Genomic DNA, 14,818 nt, shown 5'->3' with positions numbered 1-14,818 from the left:
TTCTCACCAGCAACTATACGGTTCGGTCTGTCTATTGGCAGGTGTTCTACCCTGTGAAAACTTCATTAAGTTGGACTTTTTTCGCTGTGTAGAGTAGCTTCTAATCCACTAATAGACAGGTCTGTTCATTATGGCTTTGATGACGGACTGGCTCATAAATTTAGGAGAAACACTCTCATGCTCATCTCAGGACTAGCGCTGGGCGCCGTGCTCGGCTTTGTTATGCAGCGAGGACGATTCTGCGTCACCGGCTTCTTGCGCGATATCTTCACTCAGCGCAGCTGGCGTGGCTTCGTCGCCTTGCTGATTGTTATTTCCGTCCACGCCATCGGTCTGGCCGCCCTGACCAGCGCCGGCGTGATTACTCCCGAATACAAGGAGCTGGCACCGCTGGCTGTTATCGTCGGTGGCGTTATCTTCGGTCTGGGTATCGTCCTGGCCGGTGGCTGTGCCTCGGGCACCTGGTACCGCTCCGGTGAAGGCCTGATCGGATCATGGATTGCACTGGTCTTTTACGCTCTGTCCGCTGCTGCCATGAAGACTGGCTTCCTCAATGGGGTACAAGATGCCTTGAAGGACCGCACCGTCGGCCTGACCAGCATCCACGCCTCGCTCGGCATTAGCATCTGGCCCCTGGTCATCGCGTTGAGCGCCGTCACGGCATACTTCGCCGTACGCTACCTGCGTGAAGAATTCTCCGGCCCGCGTCCGGTGACTCTGGCGCCGCGCAAGACCGGCCTGGCACACATCCTGGCCGAAAAGCCCTGGCATGTTTACGCCACCGCTGTTGCCGTTGGTGTGCTCGGCGTTATCGCATGGCCGCTGTCCGCTGCCACCGGCCGCAACGACGGCCTCGGCATCACGACTCCGTCCTCCAACCTTGCCAACTACGTTGTCACTGGTGACACTGAGCGTTTCGACTGGGGCGTCCTCCTCGTCCTCGGCATCCTCGTTGGCTCCTTCATCGCGGCTAAGGCCTCCGGTGAATTCCGTCTCCGCGTCCCGGACGCAACCCAGGGCGCACGCTCGGTCGTCGGCGGCATCTGCATGGGCGTCGGCGCTGCATGGGCCGGCGGCTGCACCGTCGGTAACGGCATGGTTCAGACTTCGCTGTTCAGCTACCAGGGTTGGCTTGCGCTGGCGTCCATCGCCGCAGGTGTCGCTATCGCCGCAAAGCTTTGGCTGAAGCCGTCCGCACCTTCGCTTAACGACGTCCCGAGCACCCCTTCCACCACCAACGACACGGCGGTATCGGCAACGGCTCCGGTCACTTCGGCTGCTACTTCGCCTGTGTCCCTGCCGGGTAGCGACAGTGCAGGTGCCGGTGCCGGTGCCGGTGCCGCTGGCACCGAGGCCTCCCCGCTGGCGGGTGCCTTTGCTGTCGCGCCGGTGGCGTTGCTCGACCGGAGCGTCGTAAAGCAGGAAGACGGCAAGCTCAAGCCGCTGGGCGGCGGGCGTTACGAGCTCGACACCGTCGGTGCGGTGTGCCCATTCCCGCTGATCGAGGCCAAGGACGCGATTGGCAAGATTGAGGTCGGCGAGGAGCTGGTGATTCCATTCGACTGCACCCAGGCCACGGATGCGATTCCACGCTGGGCTGCGAAGGATGGCCACGAGGTCACCAACTTCGAGCAGACCGGTGAGGCTGGCTGGACGATTTCCGTCCGCCGCGGGAAGTAAGGCATGGTGACGGCGGGGGAGCGTTGTTAGGGTGAGGGCATAGATTGATTGACACCAACAACAAAGGAGCTCAACCATGGCAAAGAATATTCGACCACTAGATGCTCTCGTAGCCGCGGGTGCCGCCAGCGTCCTTGTGCTGGCCGGTTGCTCCTCCGATGATTCGGCTAGTACTGAGGCAAGCAGCACTGTTAGCGAGACCAGCTCTTCCGTGTCGGCCACCAGCACTGAGGGCCATGACGACATGGATGATATGGACGATGCCGATGATCATGGCGGTCATGGTGACCACGGTGATGACGCGATGGCCGGCCATGACCATCCGGCCGATGGTGGTCCGGCTCCAGAGGGAATGATTGCGGCGGACAACGCGAAGTTCCCGGTCGGCAGTGAAGTGCAGGTTCTCGCCGATCACATGCCGGGCATGAAGGGTGCAGAAGGCAAGGTTGTTGGTGTTTTCAACACCACTACCTACTCCGTTTCCTACACCCCGACCGATGGCAGTGAGCCGGTGAAGGACCACCGCTGGGTCGTTCATGAGGAGCTGGAGAACCCAGGCGAAGCACCGCTTGCCGACGGCTCCGAGATCACCATCAACGCCGAGCATATGGCGGGCATGAAGGGGGCCAAGGGCACTGTTGACTACTCCACCCAGGAGCCGGTGTACATGGTCGACATTGACGATGATGGTATGACCATGAAGAACCACAAGTGGGTTACTGAAAGCGAGCTCGCACCGGAGGACTAACTAGTCAGGCTTAGTCAGCCACTTCTAGGTTGGTTGCTTCGGGCCGGTTGCTTCGGCCTAACTCAATCCATTAAAACCGGGTATCACGCAGGAAGTGTGGTGCCCGGTTTTTTTATGCTTCGCGCCTATGCTCCGTGTCCAAAAACCTTCGGGTAGCGCGTGGTCCGGCTGGGGCGGAGACGGCGGGGACGGGGCCGGCGAGGGCAGGGGCGGTCGGCCACTTGTCGATGAGCTATTCACCTGTCGATGCGCTATAGCGTGGCCATCAGTGAATAACGCATCGACAAGTGCTCAGGTAGACCCCACAACGTGCGCATAAGTGGCGGAAAACCATCGATAAGACAACGGAAGTCATCGACAGGTCACGGAAAACCATCGATAAGTCGGCAACACCAGTGCGCCTGCTCAGTCCACTCAGCCCCGAAACTGGTATTAATTCGCCGCGTACCTGCATTGGCACTTTCTTAATCAGAAGTGCATTCGCGCATCTCTAAGCGCATAACCCCAGTTCAGTCGGGTGTTAAAAAAGCGTTAATAGGTGCCCGCCGCAGTAGGTATGGGTGTTTTATAACTGTCATGTTCGTAGACATTTTACTTCTTCTACTCACCATTGCGGCCTTCCTGCTACTGCAGGGCTGCGCAAAGGCGGTGAAGAAACTATGACGTGGGAATTGATCGTCGGCGCCATTTTAGGTTTGGCGGCATTGGGCTATGTCCTGGTCGCCCTGATTGATCCGGAGCGATTCTCGTGAGCAACGTCATTATGGGATTTGTCCCGGTAATCATCGTGATGGCCACACTGGCCATCCTTTACATCCCGCTCGGCAATTACATGGGGCGGGTATTCACCACTGATAAACACTTGGGTGTTGAGCGCGGTTTCTACCGCGCCATCGGTGTGCGCCCAGAGGCCAACCAGCACTGGACAAAGTACACCGCCAGTGTGTTGAGCTTCTCCGCTGTCAGCGTCATCTTCGTCTACCTGCTGCAGCGAGTGCAGCAGTGGCTACCGCTCAACCACGGCAAGGGCCCAGTTTCTCCGGACCAGGCGTGGAACACCGCGGTGTCGTTTACCACCAACACCAACTGGCAGTCCTACTCCGGTGAAGAAGCCATGACAGTGCTAACCCAGATGGCTGGCCTGGCAGTTCAGAACTTCGTCTCCGCCGCAGTCGGTATTGCAGTGGCGGTGGCGCTGGTCCGAGGCCTGGCCAACCGTCACGGTGACGGCAACATCGGCAACTTCTGGGTAGATCTGACTCGTACCGTCCTGCGAGTGCTGCTGCCCATCGCCGCTATTGGTGCAATTCTGCTGATTTCGCAGGGTGCCATCCAGAATTTCTCGGCCCCACAGACTATCCAGACTGTCACCGGCGGCAGCCAGACTATCCCGGGCGGTGCCGTGGCATCGCAGGAGGTCATCAAGGAATTGGGCACCAACGGCGGTGGCTACTTCAACGCCAACTCCGCGCATCCATTTGAAAACCCGAATGCGTGGACCAACATGCTGGAGATCTTCCTTATTCTGCTGATTCCGGTGTCGCTGACCAGGGCATTCGGTGTCATCATCGGTGACAAGCGCCAGGGCTGGGCAATTCTTTCCACCATGGCGGTGCTCTACTTCATCTCTCTGGCTGTTGTTATGTCCAGCGAGACTGCATTGCAGGTCTTCCAAGGTGGCGGCATGGAGGGCAAGGAAATGCGCTTTGGCGTGCTGCCAAGTTCTTTCTTTGCGGTGACCACCACCATGACGTCGACAGGCGCGGTGGACAGCTTCCACTCCAGCTACTCGCCACTGGCCGGCGGCATGCTCATGCTGAACATGCTGCTGGGTGAGATTAGCCCTGGTGGTGTGGGCTCTGGCCTCTACGGTATGCTCATCATCGCCATCCTGACCGTCTTCATCGCTGGCCTGATGGTCGGCCGTACCCCGGAGTACCTGGGCAAGCGCATTGGTGTTTCGGAAATCACCAAGGTCTGCCTCTACATCCTGGTCATGCCAGTGCTGGTGCTGGCAGGTGTCGGTATCTCCACCATGTTGCCGTCGACGCTGGACTCTGTTTCCGCCGAGGGGCCGCACGGTTTCTCCGACCTGATTTACGCCTTCACCAGCGCGTCCAACAACAATGGTTCGGCATTCGCGGGCTTCGGTGCCGATACCCCGTGGTTCAACATGAGCCTCGGCTTCGCCATGCTGTTTGGTCGCTTCCTGCCAATTGTCATGGTGCTGGGTCTGGCCGGTGACTTCGCCAAGCAGCGACCAGCCGCCGAGACCGCAGGCACCCTGCCAACTCACCGACCGCAGTTTGTCGGCCTGACCGTTGCCATCGCAATCATCGTCAGCGCCCTGACCTTCCTACCAACCCTCGTCCTTGGCCCGCTGACGGAGGCCCTGTCATGAGCAAGAATTCCAACGCATCTTCCGCATTTTCACCCAGCGCACTGAAAGCGGCTCTGCCACTGGCGCTGAGCAAGATGAACCCGCGCCAGCTCATCGCCACCCCGGTGATGTTCCTGGTCGAAGTCGGTGCCGCATTTACGCTGGTCCTGGCCATTGCGCACCCCTCGCTCTTCAGTATTTCCATCACGGTGTGGCTGTGGTTGACCGTCCTATTTGCAACGCTGGCCGAAGCCGTCGCCGAGGGCCGCGGTAAGGCACAGGCGGAATCGCTGCGCGCCTCGCGCACCACCTCCGATGCCTTCAAACTCAACAAGGGCACCAATGCCGCCGCAGCGCTGGAGAATCCAGCCGCACAGACCACCAAGGTCGCGGCCACGGATCTGGTGCCGGGCGACATTGTCGTGGTCTCCGCAGGCGAGCCCATTCCCGCTGATGGCGACGTGATTGTCGGTGCCGCCAGCGTCGATGAGTCCGCCATCACGGGCGAGTCCGCGCCGGTCATCCGCGAGGCTGGCGGTGATCGCTGCGCGGTCACCGGTGGTACGCGCGTGCTTTCCGACGCCATCGCCATTGAGGTCACCACCATGCCCGGTGAGAGCTTCATGGACCGCATGATTGGCCTGGTCGAAGGCGCACAGCGCAAGAAGACCCCGAACGAGCTGGCACTCGGCTCCCTGCTGCACGTGCTGACCCTGATCTTCCTCATGGTTGTCATCGCACTGGCTCCCATGGCCGTCTTCAACGGCGCCGAGCAGGACCCATTAGTCCTGGTCGCACTGCTGATCTGCCTGATTCCGACCACCATCGGCGCACTGCTGTCCGCCATCGGCATCGCCGGTATGGACCGCCTGGTGCAGCACAATGTGCTGGCCATGTCGGGCCGTGCAGTTGAGGCCGCCGGCGACGTCGCGACGCTGCTGCTGGACAAGACCGGCACCATCACCTTCGGTAACCGCCAGGCCGCGGAGTTCTCCGAGGTCGGCGACACCACGCACGCTGAACTGGTGCACGCCTGCCAGCTCTCCTCTCTTGCCGACGAAACCCCGGAGGGCCGATCCATTGTCGAGCTCGCGGAAACCGAATCGAATGAGCGCATCGACGAGTCCGTCTACGCCAATGCAACCTTCATTCCCTTTACGGCGCAGACTCGTATGAGTGGCATCGAGTTCCCGGCTACCGGCGGCGAGAAGAACCGCAAGGTGGTCAAGGGTGCTGCAACGGAGATTGTGAAGCTGATGAAGCGCATCGGCGCCACCGTGCCACCTGAGGTCGATGGCATTGTCCAGCGCATTTCGGAGGCGGGCGGTACCGCGTTGGTGGTCGCCGAAGTATTTGGCGGTGACGAAGTAACCAGCGGTGAGTCCGGACGTGTGCTGGGTGTCATTTATCTCAAGGACGTCGTTAAGCCTGGCATGCGTGAGCGTTTTGACCAGCTACGTGAAATGGGCATTCGTACCGTCATGATTACTGGCGACAATGCGATTACGGCGCATGCGATTGCGAAGGAAGCCGGCGTTGACGATGTGCTCGCTGAGGCTACCCCGGAGCAGAAGCTGGAGCTGATTCGCAAGGAGCAGTCGAAGGGACGCCTGGTCGCCATGACCGGTGACGGTACCAACGATGCTCCTGCATTGGCGCAGGCAGATGTGGGTGTGGCAATGAATACCGGTACCTCGGCGGCGAAGGAAGCGGCCAACATGGTGGATCTGGATTCGGACCCGACCAAGCTCATTGATGTGGTGGGAATTGGCAAGCAGTTGCTGATTACCCGCGGCGCGCTGACCACTTTCTCCATTGCCAATGACGTGGCGAAGTACTTCGCCATCATTCCGGCCATGTTTGTTACGGCACTGCCGGGGCTGGACAAGCTCAACATCATGAACCTGCACTCACCGGAAAGCGCCATCCTATCTGCGGTGATCTTCAATGCACTTGTGATTGTCGCGCTGATTCCACTGGCACTCAAGGGTGTGAAGTACCGTGCCGGGTCGGCCGCCTCGCTGCTGAGCCGTAACCTGCTCATCTTCGGTGTCGGTGGCATCATCGCACCGTTTATCGGCATCAAAATTATCGACCTCCTGCTCTCCGGAGTGTTCGGGATGTAAGTGCCTTGGCCTCGCGCCAAACGGCGCAGCCAGCGCACAGCACTTGGCATCTCGCAACATGTGAAAAGAATCGAGAAGGACATGAACAAGAACTTTCGGTTGGTATCCACCACAATCAAGGCATATTTGCTGCTCACCGTGGTTATCGGCCTGCTGTACCCAGCCGCAATCTGGGTAGCGGGGCGAATCTGGTCCGATAACGCTGATGGCTCGATGATGTATGACTCCGCAGGCAAGGCCCAGGGCTCGGAGCTCATTGCCCAAGAAGTGACAAAGCCGGGATTTTTCTACCCGCGCCCGTCTGCTGCGGGGGATAATGGCTACGACGCGATGTCGTCTTCGGCATCGAACGTGTCGCCGTATAGCAAGGAGTTCCAGGCTGAAATCGAACAGCGCCGCACCGATGTCGCTGCCCGCGAGGGCATCGACCCGGCCCAGGTACCGGTGGAGGCAGTTACCGCTTCCGGTTCCGGCTTGGACCCGCACATCTCCCAGAAATACGCCGAGCTGCAGGCGCCCCGTGTGGCTAAGGAACGAAACCTGCCACAGGCTGAGGTGGAGCGTCTAATCTCTGAAAATAGTGAGAACACAATGACGGAACAGGGCTCGCAGGATGGTGGGCGACTGGTCAACGTCGTAAAGCTGAACGCCGCCCTGACAGACGGACAGTAAGCATCCCGCGATCGGGCAAGGTAAGGCAAGTAAAGGTCTGTAAGAAATGGCCAAGCGAGGAAAACTGAAGGTCTACCTGGGGTTTGCCCCGGGCGTGGGCAAAACGTGCGCCATGCTGAGCGAGGGGCACGATCTGTACTCCCGCGGGCACGAGGTAGTCGTTGGGCTGGTGGAGCACCACGGTCGCGAGCGGACGAAGAAGCTCATCGAAGGCCTGCCGGTGTTGGATTGCCGAAAGGTGTCCTACCGAGGCAACACCTATCGTGAGCTGGATGTTGATGCGATTATCGAGATGCATCCTGAGGTCGCCCTCGTCGACGAGCTCGCGCACACCGTCGTCACCGATGAGCCGGACAACGAGTTCGTTCAGCAACGCAAGCGCTGGCACGATGTCTACCAGCTTCTCGACGCAGGCATCGATGTCATCTCGACGATGAACATCCAGCACCTGGAATCGCTTAACGACGTCGTTGCGGCCGTCACCGGCGTGCGCCAAATGGAGACGGTGCCCGACCGTGTCCTCCGCGATGCGGACGAGATTGAGCTCATCGACTTAAGCCCGGATGCCCTGCGTATCCGACTGTCCCGCGGCGAAATCTACCGCAAGGAGCAAGCGGAACTGGCGCTGCGGAAGTACTTCCGACCCGGCAACCTCAGCGCCCTGCGTGAGCTGGCACTGCTGTGGCTGGCCGACAAGGTCGAAGAGGTTCTGGACTCCTACCGCGAAGATGAGGAGATCGACGATCATTGGACTACCCGCGAGCGTGTGGTGGTAGCGGTGCGTGATGACAACAACGCCGAGGCCATGATTCGTCGCGGTGCTCGTATGACCGGTCGCGTGGCCGGCCGCGAGATGATTGTCGTGCACATTACCGGTGATGACGATGGCCTCGACCGCGGCTACTTGCGTCGACTGCGAAAACTGCAGGACCTCACCGAGTCGCTGGGTGGGCAGTGGCGTACCATCGTGGGCGATGATGTGCCGGGCATCCTGCTGGAGTTCTCCCGCACGGTGAATGCATCGCAGCTGGTCATCGGATCGGAGCTGGGGTTGCGACGCTATGTGGGGTTGAGTACTTCCCAGCGCATCATTGATCAGGCCGGGCCTATCGATGTGCACATCATCTCCTCGAGCTCAGAGAAGAAAGCTAAGCGGCGCAAGAAACTGCGCTCTCGCTTTTCCAAGGAGCGACGCATCACGGGGTGGCTCCTGGCGCTGGTGGGGCCAGTGCTGTTGACGTTGCTGCTTTACCAGCTGGACACCGGCCCGGAGTTCCTGGGCGTGCTGCTGCTGACCTACCTGATGCCGATAGTCTTCGCCGCGATGGCGGCAGGATTGGTGCCGGCGCTGGCGGCAGTGGTGGTCGCCTCAATACTGGCGAACTGGTACTTCACCGCTCCGGTGAACACCCTGACCATCACCGAGCCGGCTAGCTTGGCGCAAATCCTGCTCTTCGGTGTGATTGCCGCGGCTGTGGCGACGGTGGTGGAACGTTCCGAGCGCCGCCGAGAGATGGCGGACAGGAGTCTGCATCAGGCAGTCGTAATGTCCGAGTTGGCACACGGTGTCGTCCACGATGGCGACAACATGTCCAACCTGGTCCACAGCTTGGCGGATACGTTCTCGATGGAGCGTGTGGACGTGCAGCGTTACTCTTCAGAGCGCAAGAAGTGGTTGACCATTGTCACCACCGCAGAACACGGCTTGTCCGAACCATGGACGACAGAGCTGCCGATGACCAAGGTCAGCTCCGGCGATGATCTGCGCTTTGTGCTCAGCGGGCGCGAACTCACCGCCGCGGAGACCGCCATGATTGCGGCTCACGGTTCCCGCATCCGGGCGCTCATGGACATGGAGGAGATCGCCGCGATGCGCCGCGCCACCGCTGCCCTCGAGGCGGGCAACCGCGTGGGCAGCGCGGTGCTGACCGCCGTTTCACATGACCTGCGCACACCGCTGGCCAGCATCAAGGCTGCGATCTCCAGCATGAACATGGAGGACGTCGAGCTTGACGACGAAACGCGTCTCATCCTCATGGAGACAATCGAGAGTTCCGCTGACCGCCTAGAGGTGGTCATTGGCAACCTACTCGATGCCAGCCGCATCGACTCCAGCACCAAGCGGGTGGAAAGTGTGCCGGTTAGCGTCTCCGATGTTGTGGACGCGGTATGTGCGGAGCTGCCGGAAGCCGCAGGTCACATTGACCGCGATATTGACCATGACGCCTGCATGGTGGAAGGCGATCCTGGGCTGATCCAGCGCATTGTTTCCAACATCGTCATCAACGGCCGTCAGTACGCACCGGAGTCGAGCCTGACCATTCGTACGCGGCCCAGCGAGCGCGGTGTGCGCGGTCCCGCCGACATGCCGGTTATGGGCTCGCTGGGTGCTATCGCTGCGAGCGCATGCATAGACATTTTGATCATTGACCACGGTAAGGGCATCCCGGAGGATAAGTTGGAGGAGATTTTTCAACCGTTCCAACGCCTTGGCGACTACTCGGCACAATCTCAGGGCCTTGGTCTGGGACTTGCCGCCGCCTCGCGTTTTGCCGACGCCATGGGAGGCGCCATCCGCGCCGAACAGACACCCGGCGGCGGTGCTACCTTCGTGCTGACGTTGCCGCGTGCAATGGGCGAGAGAAAGTAGGATTCCATGAATCTCAGTTCAGGACAACCCGCTGGTCAGGCTGGCAACAAACCCGGGCGAAAGATACTCATCGTCGAGGATGATGTCGCCATGGCCCGCACTGTGCTTGTCAGTTTAAAAGCCCGCGGTTACGAGCCACGTGTCGCGCAAACGGCCACGCGGGCGTTAGCCGCGGTCAGCGAGTGGAAGCCCGACGCCGTTCTCCTGGATCTGGGCTTGCCCGATGTCAGTGGCCTGGAAGTTCTGCGTTCTTTGCGCAGGTGGAGCGATATTCCAGTGCTGATTGTCTCCGCACGTCACGACGAGGCGGGGAAAATCAACGCCCTCAATGAAGGGGCCGATGACTACGTCACCAAGCCTTTCTCGATGGGGGAGTTGTTGGCTCGGCTGCGTTCAACCATGCGGCGTGCTAGCAAAGTAGTGGTCGAAGAGGTGCCGAAGGTGACCTCCGCAGATGGTCATCTAATGGTTGACCTGGCCAAACGGCAAGTTCTCGTGGCGGACGAGCTCGTGCATCTGACCCCGCGCGAGTGGGACATCCTGGTCTACCTGGTGCAGCATCGTGGCGAACTGGTGACCAAACTGGAGCTTCTCAAGGCCGTCTGGGGTGGCCAGTACGAAAAAGAGACCAACTACCTGCGCGTTTACATCTCCCAGCTGCGCCACAAGATTGAGCCTCAGCAGGCTCACAACAAGTACTTGCGCACTGAGGTGGGGGTCGGTTATCGCATGGTGCTGGACGAGGAGTAGCAGCCGGCTGCTTGCCCGTTCTTGCTTGCCCGCCTGCACGTTCCCGCCTTCCCGCTCGCCTGCCTGCCTCTCCTCGCGACTTCACGACACCTATGTCACCTCATGCCGCCTCCACAGCTGGCACGAGGTGACGCCTGTGTCGTGAAGTGGCCCAGAAGGGGGGCGGAGCGAAGTGCCCTAGGGAAACAGGCCACCGCCCAGCTACAGATCCAAATCCAACGACGCACCTGGGATGGCGTCCAGCAGCCGCTGGGTGTATTCCTTCTCCGGGTGATCGAAGAGATCGTCGGTCGGACGGTGTTCAACCATCTTGCCGTGCTCCATCACGATGATTTCATCGGCTACCTGGCGCACCACCGCGAGGTCATGCGTGATGAACAGGTAGGCCAGGTCCAGCTCTTCCTGCAGCTCAGCCAGCAACTCGAGCACCTGCGCCTGCACCACCACGTCGAGGGCGGAAACGGCCTCGTCACAGACCACAACCTCAGGATTCAGCGCCAGCGCACGCGCGACTGCCACGCGCTGACGCTGACCGCCGGAGAGCTCACCGGGGAAGCGGCGTCCCATCTCGGCTGGCAGTGCCACGCGGTCGAGAAGCTCGAATACGCGCTGCTCACGCTCCTGCTTGGTGCCAATCTTGTGAATCCGCAGCGGCTCCTCGATGGAGGAATGCACCGTGCGCATCGGGTCCAGCGTCGCATACGGGTTCTGGAAAATCGGCTGAATGCGACGCCGCAGCTCCAGCTCCTCTTTACGATTCCGGCCCTGGACGCGTTTGCCGTCGAAAAGCACTTCGCCTTCGGTCGGATCGAGCAGACCCAGCGCCATGTTGGCGACAGTGGACTTACCCGAACCGGATTCGCCCACGATTCCGATGGTGCGACCGCGACGCAGCGTAAAGCTGATGTCATCGACGGCGCGGAAGGAATCCTTGCGCCACGGACGGTCGCCGCGGATGGCGAAGTCGCGCACCAAGTTCTTCGCGACCAGAATCTCCTTCTGGTCCGCATCCGATGTCGTCGGCGCCGCCACCACGCGATCACCGCGCCGGGCAGCCAGCGATGGAGCCGCCGCGATTAGCTGCTTGGTGTATGGATGCTGCGGGCGGGTGAGAACTTGCAGGGCAGGGCCGGTCTCCACGACACGTCCTGCTTGCATAACGACGAGTCGGTCAGCGCGCTCGGCAGCCAAACCGAGGTCATGGGTAATAAGCACCACGGACGTGCCGAGTTCGCTAGTGAGCTTGTCGAGGTGGTCGAGGATCTTCTTCGCCACGGTCACGTCGAGAGCGGAAGTGGGCTCATCGGCAATCAGCAGCTTTGGGTGCGCGGCCAAGCCCATCGCGATAAGCGCGCGCTGGCGCATACCACCGGAGAACTCGTGCGGGTACTGGTCGATGCGCTTCTTAGCATTCGGCAGTCCGGCCTGTTCCAGCAGCTCAATCGCCTTTTTGTGGGCCTCGGAGCCGGTGGCGATGTTATTGGCTCGCAGCGCCTCCTTAATCTGGGAACCGACGGTCCACACCGGATTGAGATTGGTCATCGGGTCCTGCGGAACCAGGCCGATGCCGTTGCCGCGGATGCTAACAAACTCGCGGTCGGTCAGGTGTGTGATGTCACGGCCATCGAAGGTGATGGTGCCACCGGTGACTTCACCATCACCGGGCAACAGTCCCAGCGCGGCGTGGACAGTGGTGGACTTACCCGAGCCGGACTCGCCGACAATGGCGACCGTCTCACCGGGGAAAACCTCCAGGTCGACGTCATGCACCACATCGGTCAACGATTTACTGCGGCGGCCGGACGCTGTGGTCGTCGGAAAGCCAATGCAGACATCCTTCAAGGTGAGAATGGGCGCTGCGGAAGTATTGGTGTCGGTGCTCATCGACGACGCTCCTTCGGGTCGAGAGAATCCTTCAAAGCGTCACCCATGAGGATGAAGCCGAGAACGGTAATCGCCAGGGCGAGTGCTGGCCAGAACAGGTTGGACGGGGCCTGGCGGAGCACCTGCTGTGCGACAGAGATGTCGTTGCCCCAGGAAACGGTGGTCGTCGGCAGGCCAATGCCCAGATAGGACAGCGTGGCCTCGGCGACGATGTAAATACCCAGTGAGGTCGTGGCCATGACGATGACAGGGGCGAGGCAGTTCGGCAGCACATGGCGGAAGAGAATGCCGGTGCTGGACAGACCGAGCGCCTTGGAGGCGGTGACGTATTCCTCGTTCTTCACCGAGATCACCGAGGAACGCACCACGCGCGCCATCTGCGGCCAGCCGAAAGCAGCGAGCACGAAGACCACGGACCAGATGGTGCGTTCGGTAAACAGCTGCATCAGCACGATGCCGGCGAGAATCAGGGGGATGGCAAAGAACATGTCCGTGATGCGGGAGAGCACCGCGTCGACCCAACCGCCGAGATAGCCAGCGATGGCACCGAGGATGATGCCCACCACGGTCACGGCCAGGGTGACGCCGATGCCGACGATGACCGAGGCGCGGGCACCGTAGATGACACGGGCGTAGACGTCGTAGCCCTGCTGAGTGAAGCCCATCGGGTGGCCGTCGCGGGTTGGGGCCAGCGAGTCACGCAGGTTTGCCGCCGTCGGGTCCACAGAGGTGAACAGCGACGGGAATGCGGCCACTGCGATGGAGAGCAAAATAATGAATGCGGAAACCCAGAACAGTGGGCGGTAACGCAGGTTCTGCCAGGCCGAACCCCAGAGCCCCAGTGGTGGGGTATCCGGCAACTGCTTGTGGTCGGGGTTCGTCGCCGGGTTTGGTGCCTGTGCGGCGTTGGCCTGGGTGGTGCCGGACTGTGCGGTGCCGGTATGCGCGGCGTTGGACTGCTTTTCTGGCTGAGTCGAATCTAACTGCGTCGAATCTGGCTTAGGCATAACGAATCCTCGGATCCAGGACTGCGTAGAGCAAGTCGATGAGCAAGTTGGCGAACATGTAAATAACCACCAGGATGGTCACGATGCTGACCACGGTGGGAGCTTCACCAATCTGGACGGCGTGGAAGATCAGGCCACCGATACCGGGCACGTTGAAGATGCCCTCGGTGACAATTGCGCCACCCATCAGAGCAGCGAGATCAGCGCCGATGAAGGTCACAACGGGAATTAGCGAGTTGCGCAAGATGTGGCGACGGGTGACTTCAGAGGTTGGCAAGCCCTTGGCGCGGGCAGTGCGTACGAAGTCAGCATGGCGTGCCGACGAGACCTCGGAGCGCGTCAGTCGCAGAACATAAGCAACCGAGACGAGACCCAGCACGAATGCCGGCAGCAGCAGGGAGGTAAAGGAGGCATCGCTACCAACGGTGGGGGAGACAATCTCCCAGCGCACACCGAAGAGGTAGCGGGCCACGAAGCCGAGCACGAAGGTCGGAGTTGCGATAACCAGCAGGGACATCACCAGAACGGTGGAGTCGAAGAAGCCGCCCTTGCGCATACCGGCAATAACGCCGAGGCCGATACCGAAAATGGCCTCAATGGCAACGGCCATCAGAGCCAGGCGAATTGTAATAGGGAAGGCCAGCGCGATTTCCTCGCCGACCGAGCGACCGGAGAAGGTCTCGCCCATATCCAGGGTGAACAGGCCCTTGAGGTACTCCCAGTACTGGACGAGGAAAGGCTCATCCAGGTGGTAGTGGGCGCGCAGTGCTGCGACCTGCTCCGGTGGCAGCTGCTTATCGCCAGCTAGTGCAGCGATGGGGTCGCCTGGCATGGCGAAGACCATTGCATAAATCAGCAGTGTGGCACCGAAGAAAACCGGCACCATCTGCAGGAGTCTCTTTCCGATATACCAACCCATGG

General features: G+C 60.6%; 11 protein-coding genes. 8 read left to right on the top strand and 3 right to left on the bottom strand.

Translation table 11 applies throughout. The features are described from left to right. Positions 1–177 precede the first annotated feature (177 nt). The 8 genes from CRD20_RS04580 (at position 178) to CRD20_RS04545 (ending at position 11,006) form a co-directional block, all read left to right on the top strand. Positions 178–1,680 (top strand): YeeE/YedE thiosulfate transporter family protein, encoded by a 1,503-nt coding sequence (locus CRD20_RS04580; protein ID WP_187404925.1) that lies wholly within the window; start codon positions 178–180, stop codon positions 1,678–1,680. Between the two features lie 76 nt (positions 1,681–1,756). Continuing rightward, a complete protein-coding gene (locus CRD20_RS04575) occupies positions 1,757–2,428 on the top strand; it encodes a YdhK family protein (RefSeq protein WP_187404924.1) in 672 nt (223 codons plus the stop codon). A gap of 659 nt (positions 2,429–3,087) precedes the next feature. Next, positions 3,088–3,180, top strand: a complete 93-nt coding sequence (locus CRD20_RS04570) for a potassium-transporting ATPase subunit F (protein ID WP_016421618.1) — start codon at positions 3,088–3,090, stop codon at positions 3,178–3,180. After that, the gene (gene kdpA, locus CRD20_RS04565) at positions 3,177–4,829 is read left to right on the top strand and encodes a potassium-transporting ATPase subunit KdpA (RefSeq protein WP_187404923.1); all 1,653 of its coding nucleotides are present in this window, start codon (positions 3,177–3,179) and stop codon (positions 4,827–4,829) included. Before CRD20_RS04570 ends, kdpA begins: the two co-directional genes overlap by 4 nt. Next, on the top strand, positions 4,826–6,934 hold the full coding sequence (gene kdpB / locus CRD20_RS04560) for a potassium-transporting ATPase subunit KdpB (RefSeq protein ID WP_187404922.1): 2,109 nt from the start codon (positions 4,826–4,828) through the stop codon (positions 6,932–6,934). The genes kdpA and kdpB overlap by 4 nt, the downstream gene beginning before the upstream one ends. Before the next feature lie 81 nt (positions 6,935–7,015). Beyond that, positions 7,016–7,606, top strand: a complete 591-nt coding sequence (gene kdpC, locus CRD20_RS04555) for a K(+)-transporting ATPase subunit C (RefSeq protein WP_187404921.1) — start codon at positions 7,016–7,018, stop codon at positions 7,604–7,606. A gap of 46 nt (positions 7,607–7,652) precedes the next feature. After that, positions 7,653–10,256 (top strand): ATP-binding protein, encoded by a 2,604-nt coding sequence (locus CRD20_RS04550; protein ID WP_187404920.1) that lies wholly within the window; start codon positions 7,653–7,655, stop codon positions 10,254–10,256. A 6-nt stretch (positions 10,257–10,262) separates the two neighbouring features. Continuing rightward, on the top strand, positions 10,263–11,006 hold the full coding sequence (locus tag CRD20_RS04545; RefSeq protein ID WP_070602356.1) for a response regulator transcription factor: 744 nt from the start codon (positions 10,263–10,265) through the stop codon (positions 11,004–11,006). Between the two features lie 201 nt (positions 11,007–11,207). Here the strand turns inward: CRD20_RS04545 and CRD20_RS04540 are convergent, their stop codons facing one another. From CRD20_RS04540 to CRD20_RS04530, 3 genes are read right to left on the bottom strand one after another with little or no spacing between them, the layout of a single operon-like run. Next, positions 11,208–12,890 (bottom strand): ABC transporter ATP-binding protein, encoded by a 1,683-nt coding sequence (locus CRD20_RS04540; RefSeq protein ID WP_187404919.1) that lies wholly within the window; start codon positions 12,888–12,890, stop codon positions 11,208–11,210. Further along, positions 12,887–13,897: an ABC transporter permease gene (locus tag CRD20_RS04535; RefSeq protein WP_187404918.1), complete on the bottom strand. Its 1,011-nt coding sequence runs from the start codon at positions 13,895–13,897 to the stop codon at positions 12,887–12,889. Before CRD20_RS04535 ends, CRD20_RS04540 begins: the two co-directional genes overlap by 4 nt. Beyond that, the gene (locus CRD20_RS04530) at positions 13,890–14,816 is read right to left on the bottom strand and encodes an ABC transporter permease (protein WP_016421610.1); all 927 of its coding nucleotides are present in this window, start codon (positions 14,814–14,816) and stop codon (positions 13,890–13,892) included. Before CRD20_RS04530 ends, CRD20_RS04535 begins: the two co-directional genes overlap by 8 nt. Positions 14,817–14,818 lie beyond the last annotated feature (2 nt).

It is taken from the genome of Corynebacterium sp. LK33 (assembly GCF_014334955.1).
Lineage (GTDB): Bacteria > Actinomycetota > Actinomycetes > Mycobacteriales > Mycobacteriaceae > Corynebacterium > Corynebacterium jeikeium_D.
The sequence above is the reverse complement of the archived record's forward strand: the minus strand, read 5'-3'. Positions and strand labels throughout refer to the sequence as shown.

Bases quoted from the DNA above. Each gene is read 5' to 3' on its own strand.
- CRD20_RS04580 (WP_187404925.1), top strand. From the start codon at position 178: ATGCTCATCTCAGGACTAGCGCTGGGCGCCGTGCTCGGCTTTGTTATG.
- CRD20_RS04575 (WP_187404924.1), top strand. From the start codon at position 1,757: ATGGCAAAGAATATTCGACCACTAGATGCTCTCGTAGCCGCGGGTGCC.
- CRD20_RS04570 (WP_016421618.1), top strand. From the start codon at position 3,088: ATGACGTGGGAATTGATCGTCGGCGCCATTTTAGGTTTGGCGGCATTG.
- kdpB (WP_187404922.1), top strand. From the start codon at position 4,826: ATGAGCAAGAATTCCAACGCATCTTCCGCATTTTCACCCAGCGCACTG.
- kdpC (WP_187404921.1), top strand. From the start codon at position 7,016: ATGAACAAGAACTTTCGGTTGGTATCCACCACAATCAAGGCATATTTG.
- CRD20_RS04550 (WP_187404920.1), top strand. From the start codon at position 7,653: ATGGCCAAGCGAGGAAAACTGAAGGTCTACCTGGGGTTTGCCCCGGGC.
- CRD20_RS04545 (WP_070602356.1), top strand. From the start codon at position 10,263: ATGAATCTCAGTTCAGGACAACCCGCTGGTCAGGCTGGCAACAAACCC.
- CRD20_RS04540 (WP_187404919.1), bottom strand. From the start codon at position 12,890: ATGAGCACCGACACCAATACTTCCGCAGCGCCCATTCTCACCTTGAAG.
- CRD20_RS04535 (WP_187404918.1), bottom strand. From the start codon at position 13,897: ATGCCTAAGCCAGATTCGACGCAGTTAGATTCGACTCAGCCAGAAAAG.
- CRD20_RS04530 (WP_016421610.1), bottom strand. From the start codon at position 14,816: ATGGGTTGGTATATCGGAAAGAGACTCCTGCAGATGGTGCCGGTTTTC.